The sequence below is a fragment of the Noviherbaspirillum sp. L7-7A genome, assembly GCF_019052805.1.
In the GTDB taxonomy this organism is placed as follows: domain Bacteria; phylum Pseudomonadota; class Gammaproteobacteria; order Burkholderiales; family Burkholderiaceae_D; genus Noviherbaspirillum_A.
The window spans coordinates 3,603,950-3,624,245 of record NZ_JAHQRJ010000001.1; the positions used below are offsets into that span (position 1 = coordinate 3,603,950).

20 protein-coding genes and 1 riboswitch are annotated in these 20,296 nt (G+C 63.7%); of the genes, 7 read left to right on the forward strand and 13 right to left on the reverse strand.

The features are described 5' to 3' along the window. Positions 1-7: 7 nt before the first annotated feature. The 13 genes from KTQ42_RS16405 to KTQ42_RS16465 form a co-directional block, all read right to left on the reverse strand. Positions 8-433, reverse strand: coding sequence for a hypothetical protein (locus KTQ42_RS16405; protein WP_217346459.1), 426 nt, complete (start codon positions 431-433; stop codon positions 8-10). A gap of 631 nt (positions 434-1,064) precedes the next feature. Further along, entirely contained in the window at positions 1,065-2,396 is a 1,332-nt protein-coding gene (hslU, locus tag KTQ42_RS16410) for an ATP-dependent protease ATPase subunit HslU (RefSeq protein ID WP_217346460.1), read from the reverse strand. Between the two features lie 52 nt (positions 2,397-2,448). Next, on the reverse strand, positions 2,449-2,985 hold the full coding sequence (hslV, locus tag KTQ42_RS16415; RefSeq protein ID WP_194715554.1) for an ATP-dependent protease subunit HslV: 537 nt from the start codon (positions 2,983-2,985) through the stop codon (positions 2,449-2,451). 112 nt (positions 2,986-3,097) lie between these two features. Next, on the reverse strand, positions 3,098-4,387 hold the full coding sequence (locus tag KTQ42_RS24370; protein WP_217346461.1) for an STAS domain-containing protein: 1,290 nt from the start codon (positions 4,385-4,387) through the stop codon (positions 3,098-3,100). Positions 4,388-4,541: 154 nt separating this feature from the next. Further along, positions 4,542-6,527, reverse strand: a complete 1,986-nt coding sequence (locus tag KTQ42_RS16425; protein ID WP_217346462.1) for a TonB-dependent receptor — start codon at positions 6,525-6,527, stop codon at positions 4,542-4,544. A gap of 96 nt (positions 6,528-6,623) precedes the next feature. After that, on the reverse strand, positions 6,624-6,989 hold the full coding sequence (locus tag KTQ42_RS16430) for a hypothetical protein (protein ID WP_217346463.1): 366 nt from the start codon (positions 6,987-6,989) through the stop codon (positions 6,624-6,626). Beyond that, the gene (dksA, locus tag KTQ42_RS16435) at positions 6,986-7,345 is read right to left on the reverse strand and encodes an RNA polymerase-binding protein DksA (RefSeq protein ID WP_249222790.1); all 360 of its coding nucleotides are present in this window, start codon (positions 7,343-7,345) and stop codon (positions 6,986-6,988) included. The genes KTQ42_RS16430 and dksA overlap by 4 nt, the downstream gene beginning before the upstream one ends. 331 nt (positions 7,346-7,676) lie before the next feature. Beyond that, the gene (locus KTQ42_RS16440; RefSeq protein WP_217346464.1) at positions 7,677-8,726 is read right to left on the reverse strand and encodes a GTP-binding protein; all 1,050 of its coding nucleotides are present in this window, start codon (positions 8,724-8,726) and stop codon (positions 7,677-7,679) included. 18 nt (positions 8,727-8,744) lie between these two features. Next, positions 8,745-9,728 (reverse strand): tyrosine recombinase XerC, encoded by a 984-nt coding sequence (locus KTQ42_RS16445; RefSeq protein ID WP_217346465.1) that lies wholly within the window; start codon positions 9,726-9,728, stop codon positions 8,745-8,747. Between the two features lie 4 nt (positions 9,729-9,732). Further along, positions 9,733-10,395, reverse strand: coding sequence for a DUF484 family protein (locus KTQ42_RS16450; protein ID WP_217346466.1), 663 nt, complete (start codon positions 10,393-10,395; stop codon positions 9,733-9,735). Between the two features lie 71 nt (positions 10,396-10,466). Further along, positions 10,467-11,318 (reverse strand): diaminopimelate epimerase, encoded by an 852-nt coding sequence (dapF, locus tag KTQ42_RS16455; RefSeq protein ID WP_217346467.1) that lies wholly within the window; start codon positions 11,316-11,318, stop codon positions 10,467-10,469. Beyond that, entirely contained in the window at positions 11,315-12,241 is a 927-nt protein-coding gene (locus KTQ42_RS16460) for a lipid A biosynthesis acyltransferase (RefSeq protein ID WP_217347010.1), read from the reverse strand. The genes dapF and KTQ42_RS16460 overlap by 4 nt, the downstream gene beginning before the upstream one ends. Next, on the reverse strand, positions 12,241-13,095 hold the full coding sequence (locus tag KTQ42_RS16465) for a lysophospholipid acyltransferase family protein (RefSeq protein WP_217346468.1): 855 nt from the start codon (positions 13,093-13,095) through the stop codon (positions 12,241-12,243). The genes KTQ42_RS16460 and KTQ42_RS16465 overlap by 1 nt, the downstream gene beginning before the upstream one ends. Positions 13,096-13,266: 171 nt before the next feature. Here KTQ42_RS16465 and metK point away from each other — a divergent pair, with 171 nt between their 5' ends. The 7 genes from metK to KTQ42_RS16500 all read left to right on the forward strand — a co-directional run bounded on the left by metK (position 13,267) and on the right by KTQ42_RS16500 (position 20,090). Further along, entirely contained in the window at positions 13,267-14,421 is a 1,155-nt protein-coding gene (gene metK, locus KTQ42_RS16470; RefSeq protein ID WP_217346469.1) for a methionine adenosyltransferase, read from the forward strand. 116 nt (positions 14,422-14,537) lie between these two features. Further along, positions 14,538-15,287 (forward strand): M14 family murein peptide amidase A, encoded by a 750-nt coding sequence (locus KTQ42_RS16475; RefSeq protein WP_249222791.1) that lies wholly within the window; start codon positions 14,538-14,540, stop codon positions 15,285-15,287. A gap of 60 nt (positions 15,288-15,347) precedes the next feature. After that, positions 15,348-16,001 (forward strand): hypothetical protein, encoded by a 654-nt coding sequence (locus KTQ42_RS16480; RefSeq protein WP_217346470.1) that lies wholly within the window; start codon positions 15,348-15,350, stop codon positions 15,999-16,001. 204 nt (positions 16,002-16,205) lie between these two features. Continuing rightward, positions 16,206-16,291: riboswitch (S-adenosyl-L-homocysteine riboswitch) on the forward strand. Between the two features lie 33 nt (positions 16,292-16,324). Next, positions 16,325-17,779, forward strand: coding sequence for an adenosylhomocysteinase (gene ahcY / locus KTQ42_RS16485; RefSeq protein ID WP_217346471.1), 1,455 nt, complete (start codon positions 16,325-16,327; stop codon positions 17,777-17,779). A 73-nt stretch (positions 17,780-17,852) separates the two neighbouring features. Continuing rightward, positions 17,853-18,194, forward strand: a complete 342-nt coding sequence (locus KTQ42_RS16490) for a phage holin family protein (protein ID WP_217346472.1) — start codon at positions 17,853-17,855, stop codon at positions 18,192-18,194. Continuing rightward, positions 18,194-19,042 carry a methylenetetrahydrofolate reductase [NAD(P)H] gene (gene metF, locus KTQ42_RS16495; protein WP_217346473.1) on the forward strand — a complete coding sequence of 283 codons (849 nt, stop codon included), beginning with the start codon at positions 18,194-18,196 and terminating at the stop codon, positions 19,040-19,042. The genes KTQ42_RS16490 and metF overlap by 1 nt, the downstream gene beginning before the upstream one ends. Positions 19,043-19,298: 256 nt before the next feature. Continuing rightward, entirely contained in the window at positions 19,299-20,090 is a 792-nt protein-coding gene (locus KTQ42_RS16500; protein ID WP_217346474.1) for a hypothetical protein, read from the forward strand. Positions 20,091-20,296 lie beyond the last annotated feature (206 nt).

Here is a 20,296-nt window from a genome sequence, read left to right on the forward strand (position 1 = left end):
AGGGCTGCTAACCCAGCGCCGCCTGGCCCAGGCATATCAGCACCAGCACGGCATACGGGAAGGCGACGGTAGGCCGCAGCATGTTCTTCCCATACTCGGCGAGCAGGCCGGCCGTGCCGGGGCGGGATGCCAGCCATTCGCTATGCAGCTGGCAGGACGCGGCAGACGGTGTGGCGTCTTCCCGCAGCAATTGCTCGACACGCAGGATGCGCTCGCCGAGGCGCGCCTGGAAGGTGCGGAAAATGGCTTCCTGCAGCCAGAGAACCAGCAGCAGCGCAGCGCCGGCGGGCACGCTCAATGACAGCGCCGGGCTGGCGGCCAGCAGGGCGACGCCTGCCAGCTTGATCAGCAGGCTGTTCCTTTCGTGCTGTTCATGGTTGTGCTGCAGGGCGGTCCATTCCTGGGTCAGGGCGGAGGCTTCGGTCCGATGCATCGTTTCCTTTATTGTTTTATCCCGGGGGCCGGTCATGCGTGATGCGGCCGCTCCTTGCGTGCAGTTGAAAATAGCACGTCCTTGTAAGATCCGGGCCGTAACGGGTCAATGGCGTTGATGGTGTGATGCCTGTCAGGCTTAATGCAGGGCAAGCGTAGGGAAGCGGCGAAGCGCATGGCGGCAATGCGTGGAGCGGAAACGGTGCAGCTTCGTAAGGTGCAATACCCGAAGGGCATTGCACGGTGGTTGCATTCCGGGACCGTCATGTCGGTCGCCTTGGCTGATCGACCCATCGTGCAATGCCCCTGGGGGGTATTGCACCCTACGAACGCCGTGCCTTGTTCGCTTCGGGCATTGCCCGCACGGCGCACTCAGCGGCACAAGCTGCCACCATCGCTGCCGTACGGCGCAACAATCGCTATCGACCGTCGCCGCTGTCCTTCACACGCAGCGCCCGCTGCGGCTGCGGCTGCGGCCCGGCTCCAGGCGTCGACCGCTGCGGCTGAGGCGATGACGGCCGGACGGCTGCCCTGCCACGAAGTACCTTCTGCGACGGTTCGACCCGGAAGCCGAGCTTCTGCCGTTTCGCCAGTGCCTTGTTCGCCATGCCGTTGCGCTCTACCGGTTGCCGTTACAGCACGTAGCGCGACAGGTCTTCATTGACCGCCAGCTCGCCCAGCCTGGTGTCGACATAGGCGGCATCGATCACCAGCGTCTTTTCCTGGGTGTCGCTGGCGGAGTAGGACATTTCCTCCAGCAGCTTTTCCATCACCGTGTACAACCGGCGGGCGCCGATGTTCTCGGTCTTTTCATTGACCGAATACGCGATCTCGGCCAGGCGGCGGATGCCGTCCTCGCGGAACTCGATCGCCACGCCCTCGGTGCCCAGCAGCGCTTCATACTGGCGCGTCAGGCAGGCATCGGTGCCGGTCAGGATGCGCTGGAAATCCTCGATGGACAGCGAGTCCAGTTCCACCCGGATCGGGAAACGGCCCTGCAGCTCGGGGATCAGGTCCGACGGCCGCGACAGATGGAAGGCGCCGGACGCGATGAACAGGATGTGGTCGGTCTTGACCATGCCGTACTTGGTGTTGACGGTGGTGCCTTCGACCAGCGGCAGCAGGTCGCGCTGCACGCCGGCCCGCGAGACATCGGCGCCGCCGGTTTCCGAGCGCGAGGCGATCTTGTCGATCTCGTCCAGGAACACGATGCCGTTCTGCTCGACATTGGCAATCGCCTTCTGCTTCAGCTCGTCCTCGTTGACCAGCTTGCCGGCCTCTTCCTCGGTCAGCAGCTTCATCGCGTCGGCGATCTTCATCTTGCGCGACTTCTTGCGGTTGCTGCCCAGGCCGGAGAACATCGACTTGATCTGCTCCGTCATTTCCTCCATGCCCGGCGGCGCCATGATTTCCATCTGCGGCGCCGCCTCGGCCACCTCGACCTCGATTTCACGGTCGTTCAGCGAGCCCTCGCGCAGACGCTTGCGGAAGGTCTGGCGGGTGTTGCTGTCGCTGCTCGATTCTGCACCGTTGTTGAAGCCGAAGTCGCGCGCAGGCGGCAGCAGGATGTCCAGCACCCGGTCTTCCGCCGCTTCCTCGGCACGGGTCATCATCTTGCGCTTCTCGCTCTCGCGGGTCTGCTTGATGCCGATGTCGATCAGGTCTCGGATGATGGTGTCGACATCTCGGCCGACATAGCCCACCTCGGTGAACTTGGTGGCTTCCACCTTGATGAAGGGCGCGTCGGCCAGCTTGGCCAGGCGGCGGGCGATTTCTGTCTTGCCCACGCCGGTCGGGCCGATCATCAGGATGTTCTTGGGCGTGATTTCATGGCGCAGCGGATCCGGCACCTGTTGCCGGCGCCAGCGGTTGCGCAGCGCAATGGCGACCGCGCGCTTGGCGCGGCTCTGGCCCACCACGTGTTTGTCGAGTTCGGAAACGATTTCCGGCGGAGTCATGTTCATTGTTGTATCCCGTTTGCAGTGCTGGTGGCGTGGGGCGGGCGCGGAGGCCGCCTTATTCCAGGGTTTCGACGATGTGCGAGAGATTGGTGTAGATGCACAGCTCGCCGGCGATGGTCAGCGAGCGCTTGACGATCTCTTCTGGCGACAGGTCGGTGTTTTCCTGCAGCGCCTTGGCGGCCGACTGCGCATAGACGCCGCCCGAGCCGATCGCGCCGATGCCGTCGGTGGGCTCCAGCACGTCGCCGTTGCCGGTGATGATCAGCGTGCTTTCGCGGTCGGCCACCAGCAGCATCGCTTCCAGCCGCCGCAGCATGCGGTCGGTGCGCCAGTCCTTGGCCAGTTCGACCGAGGCGCGCATCAGGTTGCCCTGGTGCTTGTCGAGCTTGGCTTCGAAGCGCTCCAGCAGCGTGAAGGCGTCGGCGGTGCCGCCGGCGAATCCGGCCAGCACCTTGCCCTGGTGCAGCCTGCGCACCTTGCGCGCGGTCCCCTTGACGACGACATTGCCCAGCGTGACCTGGCCGTCGCCGCCCAGCGCAACCACGTTGCCGCGGCGCACGGAAAGGATGGTGGTGCCGTGAAATTGTTCCATGCTTGCCTCTGAAATGAATGACCGGGCGCGTTGCAACCCGTGGCGGCGCCCGGTCCGAATCAGAAGAATGGGGCCGCCGGGAACAATTACAAGGCTGGCACCACCGCCTGCATCAGTGCTTGCGCGGCGACACGCGGACGATGTCGGTCAGGCCGATCATCGAGAACAGCGCCAGCACCAGCCGGCTGACATGGTGCATTTCGATGGTGCGGCCATTGCGGGCCAGCGGCGCCAGTCCCATCATCAGCTGCCCCGCGGCGCTGAAATCGACCCGGTCCAGGCGCGCGCAGTCGAGCACCAGCGGATCATGCAGGTCGGCATGCTGGGCAATCGCGGCCAGCAGCGGCTCGGTGCGGCCGTCCACTGCGGCGGGCATCATGAAAGCGCTGCCGCCGGGCTGCTCGGCCGCATCTTCCCGCGCGGCGCTGCTGCCATGCACCGGCGGCACGAACGGCGGCGGCGAGACTTCGAAGGTGATGCAGTAGTCGATGCTGGTTTCCTCGAACTCGTGCTCGCGGTTCTGCAGGCGCAGGATTTCCAGCAGCAGCAGCCAGGGCGCCTCGGTTTCGTCGCGACGGCCGACTTCCAGGATGGCACGGATGCGCGCGGTCAGCTCATTGGCGCCGATCACGGACACATCATGCTGCTGCAGCTTCTTCAGCGTGCGCAGCAGCAGGCCGCAGCCGACCGGCGCGACTTCGGTCACGCGGCCGAATTCGAGCCGCAACGCCTGATGCTGTTCAGCAATTTTGAGCACCTTTTCCACCAGCTTGACGATGCTGGCGTCGAGCTTGCCGGCAAAGGCCACCGATGGCAGCGCCAGGCGGGTGGATGCCGGCGGCAGCGTCTTGCGCCAGGCCGGCGGCGAGGTCTCGAAGCGGCGGGCATAGTCGATCGACAGATGCTCGAACTCGGTCTGCCGGCCCGTGGCCTGGTACAGGTCGAACAGCATCAGCCAGGCATCGACACCGGCCTCGGGCTCGGCCACCGCCATGCGCAGCATCTGCTCGGCGACTTCGTCCTGCTCGTTGGCAAACAGGATCGCCGCTTCCTCCAGGATGGGCGCGGCTTCGGAGGCATTGACTTCCAGCCCCAGGCCGCGCACTTCCGCACCGAGCAGCATGTCGGTGGAGTTGGCGAGGTCGGGCAGGGTGTTCTGCGAGGCTTCCGGCGGCGCCGTCTGGCTGTTGGTGGTGAGCAGGTGGGAAGGAACGAACTCGGACGACATCTCGGATTCGATGGCGTCGATCTTTTTGGCGGTATCGGAAGCGCGATGGCTGCGCTGGCGCTGCTGCTCGGTATCGGGCGGCGCGGGCGCGGCCGGCGTGCGGGAGCGCGGCGCGTCCTTGTCGCCGGGCGCCGGTGGCGCATCCTTTTTGCCGAATAGACCGAAGAGTCCCACGTTGTCCTGCCGCCTTTGCTGAACTGTGCCGAAGAGGGAGCGCCGCGGTGAAGGGTGCCGTGGCAGCCACGGCTTGCCGCACGCAAGTCCGGCAAGGATACCACGCAGCCATGCCGGGCTTGCAAGCGGCCGGGAAGCCTGGCCGCGGCGCCGCCTAGAACGCCGTGCGCACGCCGACGATCAGGTTGCGGCCCGGCAGCGGCGCCTGGTCCTTCAGCACCGAGGTGGACAGGCGGATGTCCTGGTTCAGCAGGTTGCGGGCCAGCAGGAACCAGGTCACGTCGTAGCGGCCCAGGTTCTGGGTATAGGACAGGTTCGCATCCAGCTGGGTATAGCCGGGCGTGACGCTGGTCTCGAAGCTGGCCAGGCGGTCCTGGCGCAGCGCCCGCAGCAGCGAGGCGCCGCCGCGCCACGGGCCCTGCCGGTAATTGACATCGATGCCGAAGCGGCTTGCCGGCTGCAGCGGCAGATTGCCGGCATTTTCCAGCCGGCCGCGGGAGGTGTCGGCAAACAGCCGGCCGGACCAGCCTGCGCCGCGCTGGTTGTAGCCGATCTCCGCTTCGGCGCCGCGGATCGTCGCATCGCCCTGGCGGAAGATGCGCTCGTTGAGCTCGTCGCCCGGATTGCCGGCGTCATCGAGCTGGCGTCCGGTGATGTCGCCATAGACGAAGTTCCTGACGCGGTTGTAGAACAGATTGGTTTTCCAGCGCACCAGGCCCTCGGTCTTCTGCAGGCTCAGTTCCAGGTTGCGCGAGGTTTCCTTCCTGAAGGACGAACTGCCGATGTCATAGGTGCGGGTCGCCTCATGCGGTCCGCTGGAATACAACTCCTCGGTGGACGGCGCGCGCTGCGCCAGCGAGCCGGTCAGGCCCAGGCCGTAGCCAGGCTGGAATGCCCACAGTCCGCCCAGCGACCAGGAGCCGAGGTCGAAACTGCGTTCGCGCTGGCCGTCAGGCGTGCGCTTGACCGATTCCAGCCGGCCGCCGACGCTGACCTTCAGCGGCCCGAAGTCGCGTTCCTCGACCAGAAAGCCCGCCATCGAGCGCGACCGGGTGGCCGGCACGGTCGCGCCGCTGCCATCGGCCGCCAGCGCCGAGAAGCGCTCGTTGTCGGCCTGCAGGCCGAAGGTGCCGCGCCAGCCGGCAATGCGCTGATGGGTCAGTTCCAGCCGTGTTTCGAATGCCCGGTTCCTGAAATTGGTCTGCGGCACATTGTCGGCATTGAGTTCGTCATGCTGGTAATCGGTGTAGCCCAGGCGCAGCCGCGCGCTTTCGAAGCCGGCAAACGGGTTTTTGACCAGGCTGTCGATGTCGTAGCGGGTCTGGTCGAGGTCGATGCGCGCGCCTTCCCCGGTCGGTATGCCGTAGCGCTTGTTGAGGGTGGCCACCGAGGCGCCGACATAGCCCCAGGACTGCACGGTCGACAGGCCGACGCCGAGGCTGTTCTGGCGCGAGAAGGAATTGGGCAGGCGGCCGGAGGCGGACGAGGGGTCATTGCGCACCTGGTAGTCCGGAATCCGGTAGTCGTCGGCATTGCGCACATTGCCATCCACATGCAGGCCGATCGCGCCGGCGGCGCCGTCGAGCGACAGCGACAGGCTTTTCGCCCGGTCGACGCTGCCGTAGCGTACCTCGGCCTCGCCGGTGGGCGCCGGCGCCAGCGTGGTCGGGATGCGGTCGTTGATCACATTGACCAGGCCGCCGATCGCGCCCGAGCCGTACAGCAGCGAGGCCGGGCCGCGCAGGATCTCGACCTGGCGAGCGGTGGCGCTGTCGGCGGCGACCGCATGGTCGTTCGACAGCGTGGACACATCCGATATCGACATGCCGTTCTGCAGCATCTTCACCCGGGCGCCTTCCAGCCCGCGGATGATGGGGCGCGAGGCGCCGGCGCCGAAGGCGGAACTGGACACGCCCAGTTCATGCGACAGGGTCTCGCCCAGCGAGCCGGCCTGGCGGTTGCGCAGTTCATCGCCCGAGACGACGCGCGCCGGCGTCAGGATCTGGGCGTTTTCATCGCCGGCCAGCGGGCTGGTGGTGACGGTGACTTCGGGCAGCGCATCGGCGGCATGCAGGGAAGGGGCGTGAGCGGCGCAGGCGAGAAACACGGCGCGCGCCAGCGTGGAGCGTTGGAATGGCATGGAATTTCCTGAAACGGGATCAAACGGGAATGCGGGCCTGTTCGCAGCTAGGGAGAAAGCGGCAGCGGCCCGGCATGGTCAACAGGTTTGGGCAGTTCAGGAAAGCGGCGGCGCGCGGGAAGAGAAATGGCAGTGGAAGGGCTGCTGCCAGGAGGCATAGGCGCTCCACAACGCCAGCACGGCAACGCCGGGCAGCAGCGGCGCCGTGTAGGGCGGCGTCGACAGCGCGGCGGGCAGCGTGGCATCGTCGAATGCCGCGCAGGAGTGGGTCGGATCGACGGTCGGGCTCTGGCGCCCGCTGTCAGCGAGGCCCGCCTTGACGACCTGGGCCGGCCCGGCAAGCTGCCAGCCGGCATGGGCAATGCGGTGTCCCAGTCCCAGCCACTGCGCCGCCAGCAGGCAGCACAGCATCAGCAGCGCCAGGGCGCTGCGGCTGGTAACGGGGACACGGGCGGGTTTCAATCGCCGTACAGCTTCTGTTTCAGTTCGCGGCGCTGCTGCGCTTCCAGCGACAGCGTGGCGGTCGGGCGGGCCAGGAGACGCGGGATGCCGATCGGCTCGCCGGTTTCCTCGCACCAGCCGTAGTCGCCGGCGTCGATGGCGGCAATCGACTGCTGCACCTTCTTCAGCAGCTTGCGCTCGCGGTCGCGGGTGCGCAGTTCCAGCGCATGCTCTTCCTCGATGGTCGCGCGGTCCGCCGGATCGGGCACCAGCACGGTTTCGCGCAGATGCTCCGTGGTTTCGCCGGCATTCTTGAGCAGGTCCTTTTCAAGCTGTTGCAGACGGGCGCGGAAAAACGCCAGCTGCGCGGCATTCATGTAATCCTTCTCGCCCATTTTCAGAATTTCTTCTTCGGTGAGGAGAGGCGCGTCAGCGACGGTTGGTTTGGTTGTCTTGGTTGCCACTTCGGTAACTTTCGAAACTACGGTTTAGTCAATGTATCCGTTAAACGGACAAACGTTTTGTTGCTGCTCAGTAGTATGCCGGAATGCGGAATGCTGTCAAAGAGGAAATGCCGGCAGATGTCGTTTTGTTGGGCAGTCATCCTGCATGAGTACCGGATTGCAGACTTCACTGTCCACCACGCTGACTGCCCTTATACGCCTTTCTGCGCGGCGCCGTGGCGGGGTTTAAAAAAACCGCAACAGTTTATACCAAACACTGTTCCAGTCCTTGAAGAAAAACATCCTGCGGCAGGTTCACGCCGATGAACACCATCTTGCTGCCACGCTCCTCGTCATCCAGCCAGGGCGCGCCTATATCCGAGCCCATGGTCTGGTGCACGCCCTGGAACACTACCTTGCGGTCCGCGCCCTGCATGTAAAGAATGCCCTTGTAGCGCAGCATGCGCGGCCCGAACACCTGGATCAGCCCGCCCAGGAAGTTGTCCAGCCGGGCGGTGTCGAACGGGCGCTGGCTGCGGAACACGAAGGCGGCGATGTCGTCGGTGTGGTTGTGATGATCGTGATGGTTGCAGTGTTCGCCATGCTCATGATCGTGGCCGTGTCCATGGTCGTGCCCGCAGTGCTCGTCATGCACATGCTCCGCCTCGGCCAGGAAGTCGGGATCGATGTCGAGCTTGTCGTTGAGGTTGAAGCCGCGCAGGTCCAGAAGGCCCGAGATCGGCAGGCCGTCCAGGCTGTTGCTGGTGATCGGGGCGCGCGGGTTGATGCGCTTCAGGCGCGCCGTCAGCTGCGCCACTTCCTCCGGGCTGCACAGGTCGGTCTTGGACAGCAGGATGCGGTCGGCGAAACCGACCTGGCGCTGCGCCTCCTCGCGGTCGTCGAGCTGCTGCATGCCATGTTTTGCGTCGACGATGGTGATCACCGCGTCGAGCATGTAATGCAGGCTGACTTCCTCGTCCATGAAGAAGGTCTGCGCCACCGGGCCGGGATTGGCCAGGCCCGTGGTCTCGATCACCACATGGTCGAACTGCAGTTCGCCGGCATTGCGCCTGATGGCCAGCGTGGACAGCGCGCCGATCAGGTCGCCGCGCACCGTGCAGCAGATGCAGCCGTTGTTCATCTCCACGATCTGCTCGTTGCTGTCCTGGACCAGGATCTCGTTGTCGATGTTCTCGGCGCCGAACTCGTTCTCGATCACGGCGATGCGGTGCCCGTGCGGCTCCTTCAGCAGCCGGTTCAGCAGCGTGGTTTTGCCGGCGCCCAGAAAGCCGGTCAGGATGGTGGTCGGAATCATGGCTTGCGCTCCTTGGTGTCAGGCGTCGCGCTTCTTGGCGCGCGGATGCGCGGCATCATACACCTGCGCCAGGCGCATGAAGTCGAGCGAGGTATAGACCTGGGTCGAGGAAATCGAGGCATGGCCCAGCATTTCCTGCACCGCCCGCAGGTCGCCCGAGGACTGCAGCAGATGCGAGGCGAAGGAATGGCGCATCACATGCGGGTGGACGTTGGACGGGATGCCCAGCGCCAGCGCATGCGCGCTGATGCGGCTGTGGACCATGCGCGGCGTCATGCGCTTGCCGCGCACCGACAGGAACAGCGCATGGCGCGCCAGGCCGGAATCGGGCCGCAGCAATTCCCCGCGCGCCGGCAGCCAGGCGCGCAGCGCCTCCAGCGCGGCTCGTCCAACGGGCACGGTGCGCTTCTTGCCGCCCTTGCCGGTGACATGCACCTCGCCGGAGGCATCGTCCACCCAGCCGGCCGACTCGTGGCCTTCCTCGCGCACATAGGCCACGTCCAGCGACACCAGTTCCGACACCCGCAGGCCGCTGGAATAGAGCAGCTCGAACATGGCGCGGTTGCACAGCTCGTTCGGCGCCTGCGGGTCGCTGCCCGGCCGCGGCTGCGACACCAGTTGCACCGCATGGTCGGCCGACAGCGCCTTGGGCAGCGCCTTGCCGCGCCGGGGCGGACGAATGCCATCGACCGGGTTCGATGCCAGCGGCAGCTGTTCCGACAGCCAGTTGTAGAAGCCGCGCCAGGCCGAGAGCCGGCGCGCGATCGAGCGCGGATGCAGACCGCTGCCATGCAGCTGCGAAGCGAATTTGCGGATATGGAAATGCGACAGCGCTTCCAGCGCCGGCGCCTCGGCCGGCGGCGGAAAGGCGGCCACGATCAGGCGCTCCAGTTCGGCCAGTTCATGGCGGTAGCCGGTGACCGTGTAGGGCGACAGCCGGCGCTGGGTTTCCAGGTTCTGCAGGTAGCCGGCGTAGTGGGCCTGTCGCTGCTGCGCGCTCATGGTCTTATCCCAGCAGGCTGCCCAGCGCGGCGCTGGCGGTGCCGGCGAAGCGGACCAGGAAGTCGGTCGACATGGTTTCGGAAAAACGCTGCGCATCCGGCGAACCTAGCACCAAAAGGCCAAAGCTCTGCTGCGCACCCGGCGCGCGCAACGGCAGCATGGCGATCGATTTCACGGCTGCTGGCTCGTCCAGCCAGGACGCCGCCTCGAAGTCGTTGTTGGGGCCGCAGAACGGCGCATCCAGGCCATTGGCGAAGATCCGGATGTCGTCCGACGCCGGCGCGGCAAACCAGGCCTGCGCATGCGGCGCGGCCACGCTCCACAGCCGCAGCGTGGCCTGCGGCACATCGAAGCGCTGGCGCAGGCCATCGACCAGGATGCGCGGCAGTTCGGTGTCGTGTCGGCTGGCCAAGAGGCTGCAGGTCCACTGATGGAATTTCCCGGCGATCTGGTCGTTCTCATGGCCGTTGCGCATCAGCGCGGCCAGCTTCATCTCCAGCGCCTTGTGCTTCTCGCGCAGCACTTCCATCTGCCGCTCCTGCAGCGAGATGGCGCGGCCGGAAAAACCGCTGGTCAGTTTGACGGCAGCGAGCAGCTCGCTGTGCTCTTCGAAGAAATCCGGATGGCTGGCAAGGTAGGCGGCAACGGCGGTGGATTCGAGGGACATGAGTTTCGGTGTCGGTGACGATGGATCGGAAGCGCGATGGAAACGTTGATTGCTGATTGCTGATTGCTGATTCAGAGTTCGATTTCGCCGTCGAACACGGTCACGGCCGGGCCGGTCAGCAGCACCGGCGCATTGCCGCCGGCCCAGGCGATGGACAGGTCGCCGCCGCGGGTCGCGACCTTCACCGGCGTATCCAGCAGGCCGCGCCGGATGCCTGCCACCACCGCCGCGCAGGCGCCGGTGCCGCAGGCCAGCGTCTCGCCGGCGCCGCGCTCGAACACCCGCAGCCGGATCGCATGGCGGCCAAGAACCTGCATGAAGCCGGCATTGACCCGTTTCGGAAAGCGCGGATGCTGCTCGATCGCCGGGCCCTGGCTGGCCACCGGCGCGGTCTCGCTGTCTTCCACCACCTGCACCGCATGCGGATTGCCCATCGAGACGGCGGAAACCCATACCGTGGCGCCATCAATGTCGAGCGGCCACAGCGTGTCGTGGCCCTGCGGCCGGCCTTCCAGGCCTGCGGCATCGAACGGCACCCGGGCAGGGTCCAGGATGGGCGCGCCCATGTCGACCGTGATGCCGCCATCGGCTTCCAGGCGCGGCTCGATCACGCCCGACAGGGTTTCGACCCGGATGGCGCGCTTGTCGGTCAGGCCTTTTTCGGTCACATAGCGCACGAAGGCGCGGGCGCCATTGCCGCACTGCTCAACCTCGCCGCCGTCGCTGTTATAGATCCGGTAACGAAAATCCACGCCGGCAGACTGCGGCCGCTCCACCACCAGCATCTGGTCGGCGCCGACGCCGAAACGGCGGTCGGCCAGGCGGCGCCACTGCGCGGGCGTGAAATCGATCTGCTGGTGGATGGCGTCGATGACCACGAAGTCATTGCCGGCGCCGTGCATCTTGGTGAATTTGAGTTTCATGGCTGTGGTTGTTGGCCGTCGGCCGGTTCGCCTGCCGCGACAGGCAGCGGGGACGGGGCATCATACACGCCGGCAGCGCCAGGCGGGCGGGTCTTGAAGCGCTTGTGCGCCCAAAAATATTCCTCGGGTGCCTCGCGCACCCGGTCCTCGATGAAGGCATTCATGCGGCGCGTGGCGGCGGCCAGGTCCTCGCCCGGATAGTCTTCCCAGGCCGGGTAGAAACGCACCCGCCAGCCGCGGTAGCCGGGCAGGTAGGTCGCCACCACCGGGATGACCCTGGCGCCGGTGGCGGCGGCGATGCGGGCCGGCGCGGTGAGGGTGGCGGCCGGCATGTCGAAGAAGGGCACGAACAGCGCGTCGCGCTCGCCGAAGTCCATGTCGGGCAGCATGAAGTAGGGAATGCGCCGCTTCATCGCGCGCAGGATGGGCTTGATGCCATCCTCGCGGGAAAACAGCTCGGCCGGATGGAAGCGGTTGCGGCCGCGGCGCAGCGCGGCGTCGAACACCGGGTCGCGCTGCTGGGTATACATCGAGCAGCCCGAGATATCCAGCGCCACCGCCACGCCGGCCACGTCCAGGCAGACGAAATGCGGACACAGCAGGATCACCGGGCCGGCGGCAATGTCGTCCAGCGGCAGGCCGGGCTCGACCCGTATCAGCCGGCGCAGCCGCGCCTGGCTGCCCCACCACAGCACGCCGCGTTCCAGCACGCTGCGGGCATAGTCCTGGAAATGGCGGCGCGCCAGGCGCAGCCGGGCCTCGTCATCCAGCTCGGGCAGGCACAGCCGCAGATTGGTCAGCGTGATGCGGCGACGGTCGCCCATTACCATGAACAGCACGCTGCCCACCATCTCGCCGAAGCGGCCCAGCGCCGGCAGCGGCAGCCAGTGCAGCAGCCACATCAATCCAAGCAGCAGCCTCATCATGCGCCAGCCGCCGCCGGGGTTGGCGCCGCCACGCCGGGCGGCGTCTTGTAGCGGTTGTAGCTCCAGAAGTACTGGTCGGGACAGAGCGCGATCAGCTTTTCCATCGCGGCATTGATGCTGCGCGCCTGTTCCTCCGGCGTGCCCGCCAGGTCTTCGTCGAAGCGCACGAAGCGCAGTTCGAAGCCGCGGCCATGGTCCAGCCGCTCGGCATAGGCCAGGATGATGGGCGCGCCGCTCATCTGGCGCAGCTTGGCCGGCAGCGTCATGGTGTAGGCCGGCTTGCCGTAGAAGCCGGCCCAGGCGCCTTCGCCCTGCTGCGGGACCTGGTCGGGCAGCAGGCCGATCGCCTGGCCGCCCTTCAGCGCCTTCATCAGCATGCGCACGCCCGAGAGATTGGCCGGCGCCAGCCGCATGGACGGCCGCGCGCGGGCCTGCTCCAGCAGGGGTTTCAGGGCCGCCTTGCGCGGCGGCCGGTACAGCACCGTCAGCGGTATGTGCTCCGACACCGCCTGCGCCAGGATCTCGAAGCAGCCCAGGTGCGGCGTCAGGAAGATCAGGCCGCGCCCTTCGGCCAGCGCCGCGCGCGGCAGCGCCAGGCTCTCGATATGGGCGACCGGCAGCACCCGGCGCGCCGGCGCCAGCCAGACGAAAGGCAGCTCCATCACGCTCTTGCCCGCCGCGGCAATGGCGCGCCGGCGCAGGTGGCCGTAGCCGGCGCGCGCCAGATTGTCGTTGAGGCGGCGGCGGTAGGAAGGCGAGGCGGCATACACCATCCAGCCCAGCGCCGCGCCCGACAGATGCAGCAGCGGCAGGGGCAGGTGCGACAGCAGACGAAATAAGTTGACAAGCATTAAAGAAGGCGTCAGGTTTTTGCGCGAATTTTTCAAGACGCGTAAAATAGCACGAAGTTTTATCCGCCGAGTTAACAGACAACTTGCGAGGCGGCCTACAAATCTCGCTAAAGCGTCGCAGGCTCATCGATAGGCCGCGACTTTACGACTATCACCATTCAAGGAGCCTGCATGGCACACGAATACCTCTTCACTTCCGAATCCGTCTCCGAAGGCCATCCCGACAAGGTGGCCGACCAGATTTCCGACGCCATCCTCGACGCCATCTTCGAGCAGGACCCGAAGGCCCGCGTGGCCGCCGAAACCCTGTGCAACACCGGCCTGGTTGTGCTGGCCGGCGAAATCACTACCCATGCCAACGTCGACTACATCGGCGTGGCGCGCGACACCATCAAGCGCATCGGCTACGACAATGCCGACTACGGCATCGACTACAAGAGCTGCGCGGTGATGGTCTGTTACGACAAGCAGTCGCCCGACATCGCCCAGGGCGTGGACCGCGCCGCCGACCTCGACCAGGGCGCCGGCGACCAGGGCCTGATGTTCGGCTACGCCTGCAATGAAACCCCGGAACTGATGCCGGCCGCGATCCACTATGCCCACCGCATCGTCGAGCGCCAGTCGCAGCTGCGTAAGGACGGCCGCCTGCCATGGCTGCGCCCGGACGCCAAGTCGCAGGTCACGCTGAAGTACGTGGATGGCCGCCCGGTCGGCATCGACACCATCGTGCTGTCGACCCAGCATGCGCCCGAGATGGAGCATAAGCAGATCGAGGAAGCGGTGATCGAGATGATCATCAAGCCGGTGGTGCCGGCGGAATGGCTCAACGGCACCCGCTACCTGGTCAACCCGACCGGCCGCTTCGTCATCGGCGGCCCGCAGGGCGACTGCGGTCTGACCGGCCGCAAGATCATCGTCGACACCTACGGCGGCGCAGCGCCCCACGGCGGCGGCGCCTTCTCCGGCAAGGACCCGTCCAAGGTCGACCGCTCGGCTGCCTATGCCGGCCGCTACGTGGCCAAGAACATCGTCGCCGCGGGCCTGGCCGAGCGCTGCCAGATCCAGATCTCCTACGCCATCGGCGTGGCAAGGCCGACCTCGGTGATGGTCACCACCTTCGGCACCGGCAAGATCAGCGATGAAAAAATCGCCGACCTGGTGCGCGAGCATTTCGACCTGCGCCCGCGCGGCATCGTGCAGATGCTGGACCTGCTGCGCCCGATCTACAGCAAGACCGCCGCCTACGGCCATTTCGGCCGCGAGGAACCGGAGTTTTCCTGGGAGCGCACCGACAAGGCGGAAGCCTTGCGCGCCAACGCCGGTTAAGCGTGCGCGCCGCTGCCGCGCTGTTCCTTGCAGGTTGGTTCGGTGCCGCAGCAACGGCGGCACAGGCAGCGCCGCCGCCAGCGCCATCTGCGCATTGCGCACAACTGAGCCAGGTGTTGCCTGGCATTAAGGCGGCAGATTGCCAGGCACAGCAGCTCGTTCCCGGCAGTGGCCGCTCGGTCAGGGGCCTGCCGCTGCTGGTGCGGCGGGTGCCGGCATCCGCCGGCGACAAGGTCAGGCCGCCCCGGATCCTGCTCCTGGGCGGCATCCACGGCGACGAGCCGACCTCGTCGGCCATCATCCTGCGCTGGATGCGCCATCTCGGCACGCCGGCGGCGCGCCAGTTCAGCTGGAGCATTGCGCCGCTGGTGAACCCGGACGGCATGCTGACCAAAAAACAGACCCGCACCAACGCCCGCGGCGTCGACCTCAACCGCAATTTCCCCACCCATGAATGGCAGCGCGAAACCGAGCGCTACTGGGTCAAGACCACCGGCCGCGACCCGCGCCGCTTCCCCGGCAAGACCCCGCTGTCCGAGCCCGAGAGCCGCTGGCTGGACGAGGAAATCCGCCGCTTCCAGCCCGACCTGATCGTCTCGGTGCACGCCCCCTTCGGCCTGCTCGACTTCGACGGCCCCGCCGCATCCCCGCCCACCCGCTTCGGCCGCCTGCGCTACGACCCGATCGGCGTATATCCAGGATCGCTTGGCAATTACGGCGGAGCACAGCGCAAGGTGCCCGTCGTGACGATCGAGCTGCCGCATGCGCAGCAGATGCCGAACGACGCCGAGGTGGAGAAGATCTGGCGCGACATGCTGGCCTGGGCGGGAAGGAACGTGATCAGCGGGAAGCTGGCGGCGAATTGAAGGCAACCTTCTGCTGGGTTTCAATTACACATGGATTGTGAGTTCTTGAGGGGATCAACCATGAATGCCTTTGTCACAAGCATCAGTAATTTTTTTTCGCGGACCGTGGCGGACACCAAGTTCGAATTAAATGATCTCAAACCGGCAGCAGCGGGAAAGACCGCAATGCCGCCTGTAGCGCAACGTGCGCAGCAAACCAGATCAGTCGGTTTCTTAATCCGCTCGTTATTTCAACGCAAATGTGGTTCATCCGCGCAGCCACAAGTGTGCAGATCCTCCAGGACGGCGTCCAATACAGCAAGCAAGTCGAGCGCTTCCCGATCCAGTGGCCTGACGTCACCAGCTGCGAAGAAATCCAGCTTCGCTACCAGCTCACCCAGGGTGTTGTCCAGTGCGTTGAACAAGGCATTGGACGCCAGCACAAGCCAAAATTCGAAAGAAGTCATCAGGGCCTTGCAGACCTTGCATCAACTGGACAACGCCTCTCCTGGCGAGTTGGACAAGCTCCTGCGTTCAAAGCTGACAGAAGCGAGTCTTACTAAAGGCAGGCCAAACGCGCTAACAGCCGGTTTATTCATTGCCAATCTCGTGGAAAGTAGTCCCTCCAAAAATTGGAAGGAAAACGAGTCTACGGATAGCGCGATGTTGCAATACCATGCCGATTTGGTGAGGCGCTTTGAGGACCAGTTCGGAAAGATCTTCCCGCATCGTTAACGGGAGGAGCGCTGGCGCCTGTGCTTCACGCTTGCAAACTTGAGTTCTCGCGAATGCACTCGGGACGTTGGAATTCGTCAGCGGCTTTCCACGCATGTTACGAGGACTCGCATCAGCTTCTGACGCCACAAAAGCCACGAAGGCCACGAAGATCTGCATCTGTCCACCGCTGACATCCTCCGCCTTTTCCGTTAAAATCCCCGATTCGTCAAGGAGCGTTGCGACAGAACCCTGCACCAGCCCGTTCTGCCAGGCTTGGCGAATCAACAATGCAACCGCGCTCACGTGACTTTTTTCTCGATTTTCTACAGAAAGGAGGCGTGATGAGCGCCCTGCCACAATCTTCCCAAGCCCAGGCTGTATCCCAGTCCAATTTCACCGACTACGTCGTTGCCGACCTGTCCCTGGCCGCATGGGGCCACAAGGAAATCCGCATCGCGGAAACCGAGATGCCCGGCCTGATGGCCATTCGCGAGGAATACGCCGCTGCCCAGCCACTGAAAGGCGCACGGATCACCGGCTCGATCCACATGACCATCCAGACCGCCGTGCTGATCCAGACACTCGAAGCGCTGGGCGCCAAGGTCCGCTGGGCATCCTGCAATATCTACTCCACCCAGGACCACGCCGCCGCCGCGATCGCCGACGCCGGCACCCCGGTGTTCGCCTTCAAGGGCGAGTCGCTGGACGACTACTGGGAATTCACCCACCGCATCTTCGAATGGCCCGACACCGCCGAAGGCGCGCAGTATTCCAACATGATCCTGGACGACGGCGGCGACGCCACGCTGCTGCTGCACCTCGGCACCCGCGCGGAAAAGGATGCGTCGGTGCTGGACAACCCGGGCTCGGAAGAAGAGGTCTGCCTGTTCAACTCCATCAGGAAGCGCCTGGCGTCCCAGCCCGGCTGGTACTCCACCCGCCTGGCCCAGATCAAGGGCGTGACCGAGGAAACCACCACCGGCGTGCACCGCCTGTACCAGATGCACCGCGACCTGAAGCTGGCTTTCCCGGCGATCAATGTCAATGACTCCGTCACCAAGTCGAAGTTCGACAACCTGTACGGCTGCCGCGAATCGCTGGTGGACGGCATCAAGCGCGCCACCGACGTGATGATCGCCGGCAAGGTAGCAGTAGTGGCCGGCTACGGCGACGTGGGCAAGGGCTCGGCGCAGGCGCTGCGCGCGCTGTCGGCCCAGGTTTGGGTGACTGAAGTCGACCCGATCTGCGCCCTGCAGGCCGCGATGGAAGGCTACCGCGTCGTCACCATGGACTATGCCGCCGAGTATGCCGACATCTTCGTCACAGCCACCGGCAACTACCATGTGATCACCCATGAGCACATGAAGAAGATGAAAGACCAGGCCATCGTCTGCAACATCGGCCACTTCGACAATGAAATCGAAGTCGCCGCGCTGCGCCAGTACACTTGGGAAAACATCAAGCCGCAGGTCGACCATGTAATCTTCCCGGACGGCAAGCGCATCATCCTGCTGGCGGAAGGTCGCCTGGTGAACCTGGGTTGCGGCACCGGCCATCCGTCCTACGTGATGAGCTCGTCGTTTGCGAACCAGACCATTGCCCAGATCGAACTGTTCGTCAACACCGACAAGTATCCGGTGGGCGTCTATACCCTGCCCAAGCATCTGGACGAGAAGGTGGCGCGCCTGCAGCTGAAGAAGCTCAATGCGCAGCTGACCGAACTGACCAAGGAACAGGCCGATTACATCGGCGTTTCCAAGGAAGGCCCGTTCAAGCCGGAACACTATCGCTACTAAGCGTTGAACCCGAGGGCGGCGCAAGCCGCCCTTTTTTGTCTGTTCAAGCCGATTGACCCACCATGGAGTGACCATGCGCCTGCTGCTTGCCTGGCTGATCAACACCGTTTCCCTGTTCGCCGTGCCCTACCTGCTGCGCACGGTGTATGTGCAGGACATCGGCACCGCCCTGATCGCCGCCTTGCTGCTGGGCCTGGTCAACACGCTGATCCGTCCCATCCTGGTGCTGCTGACGCTGCCCGTCACGTTGCTGACACTGGGCCTGTTCATCTTCATCATCAACGGGCTGATGTTCTGGGCGGTGGCCAACCTGGTCAGCGGCTTTGCCGTCGCCGGCTTCTGGTCCGCAGTGGGCGGCGCGCTGATCTACAGCGTGATTTCATGGGGCCTGTCGGCCTTACTGTTGAGAAAATAATGTCCGAGAACACTTACAGCATAGAGCTGTTCCCGCCCAAGACGCCGGAAGGCGCGCAAAAGCTGCGCGCCACCCGTGCCGAGCTGGCGCAACTGAAGCCACGCTACTTTTCCGTGACCTTCGGTGCCGGCGGTTCCACCCAGTCCGGCACCCGCGACACCGTGCTGGAAATCGCCAGCGAAGGCCATGAAGCCGCACCGCACCTGTCCTGCATCGGCCGCAACCGCGACGAGCTGCGCGCGATGCTGGCCGAGTACCAGGCCAACGGCATCAAACGCGTGGTGGCATTGCGTGGCGACCTGCCCAGCGGCTACGGCATGCTGGACGCCTCATCCGGCGAATTCGCCTATGCCAGCCAGCTGATCGAGTTCATCCGCAAGGAAACCGGCGACTGGTTTCATATCGAGACCGCTGCCTATCCGGAAGTGCATCCCCAGGCAAGATCGGCCCAGGACGACCTGCGCTACTTCGCCGGCAAGATCCAGGCCGGTGCCGACAGCGCGATCACCCAATATTTCTATAACCCCGACGCCTATTTCCGCTTCGTCGAGGATGCCGCAAAGCTGGGCGTGACCGCGCCCATCGTGCCCGGCATCATGCCGATCATGAATTACACGCAGCTAATGCGCTTCTCCGACATGTGCGGCGCGGAGATTCCGCGCTGGATACGGCTGAAATTGGCGGGGTTTGGCGACGATACGGTGTCGCTGAAGGCGTTCGGGCTGGATGTGGTGACGCAACTGTGCGAAAAGCTGCTGGCGGGCGGGGCGCCGGGGTTGCATTTCTATACGCTGAATCAGGCGGGGGCGACTAGGGAGATTTGGGGGAGGTTGGGGTTGAGTGCATGAGTGTCGAACTACTGCTAACTCAGCAGTTTTCGGGCAACTACGCTGACCCGGGCAGTACCTGCCTATAGGGATAGTGAATGCAATAACGTCAGAGCGATTCAAACAAGGTATGCCAAGATTAATGCAAGGCTCTTTGCTATTCGATAGAGGAAGATAGCACTTATGGCATCCAAGACATAAAGCGCGTAGTCCTTACGAACCTTTTTTTTGAGACTGGTGACTGACCTCGCTGTAAGACCACATCAGCGAGGAAATTATGCTCTATGGGCTGCCACCGAATCTGTGCTGCTTTGTTGTGCCGGGATTAGGAAAGACCCCTAAGGCAGGGTTGAAAAATACAACAGGTGTGTCGGCACAAAAGGAACCCAAAGTTGGGCAGGAAAGCAAAGCAGGCGGATCAGTATTGACGGGATCAACGCAGCTCCCTTCTGCTGAGCCGCGACTCTGCACTCAGCCATGGTCGGCTATTTGTTCCAAGCTTTTGTTGGAATACGTGATTATTCCAATTGCAGCCCAAATCTGCCCAAAATTTCTGAAAAAACAGATTAATGATACGGTCCACTCTGCTATTGAAATAATCGATCAGTTGAAATATGGAGAGATGAAGAACTCCTCTGGCCATTTAAAGGTGGCTTACCTCCATAATTTGATAGAAGACTTGAATCTTTACACTTCAGATCCCTTGAGAAAAGACACCACTGAGTCTTTTGTTAAAGAGTTTTTGAATAAAAAATTTGGTGCTGTGCCAAATGAAGAATTCGACGAAGAAAAATTAATAAGCAAAATCCAAGCTATAGACAATTTTAATAATGAAATTATTAAAATGAAGGCCGCCGTGGAGTCCCAGGAAAACACAGAAGAAGGGTGGTTCTTTGAGTCCCTGTTTCAGCCTCTTAAGGAGCTGAAAACAGAAGCCCAAAATTCTATATATTGCAACGACTCATTGAATCAACCAAAAGACTCTGGGCAGGAAAGAAAAGAACGTCAGAATCAAGCCACGTTTGCGCAGATTTTCAGAGGTGAGGTACAGTATTGTGACGATGATTAAAGAGCCAGTTATCCACTGCTTTCATAAATCGCCTAACTAACGGCAAATGAGGTCAATTCGGTGTGGCGCAAAGTCACACCGGCAGTTGCACCGTTTTTCATAAATTTCGATTTATTTGGTGAATGATAGTTGCTTCTAATTATTGAACAACCTAAGTTTGCCAAGCAAATTTATCTTTTGAAATTTTCTTAAAACCACTCCTATTT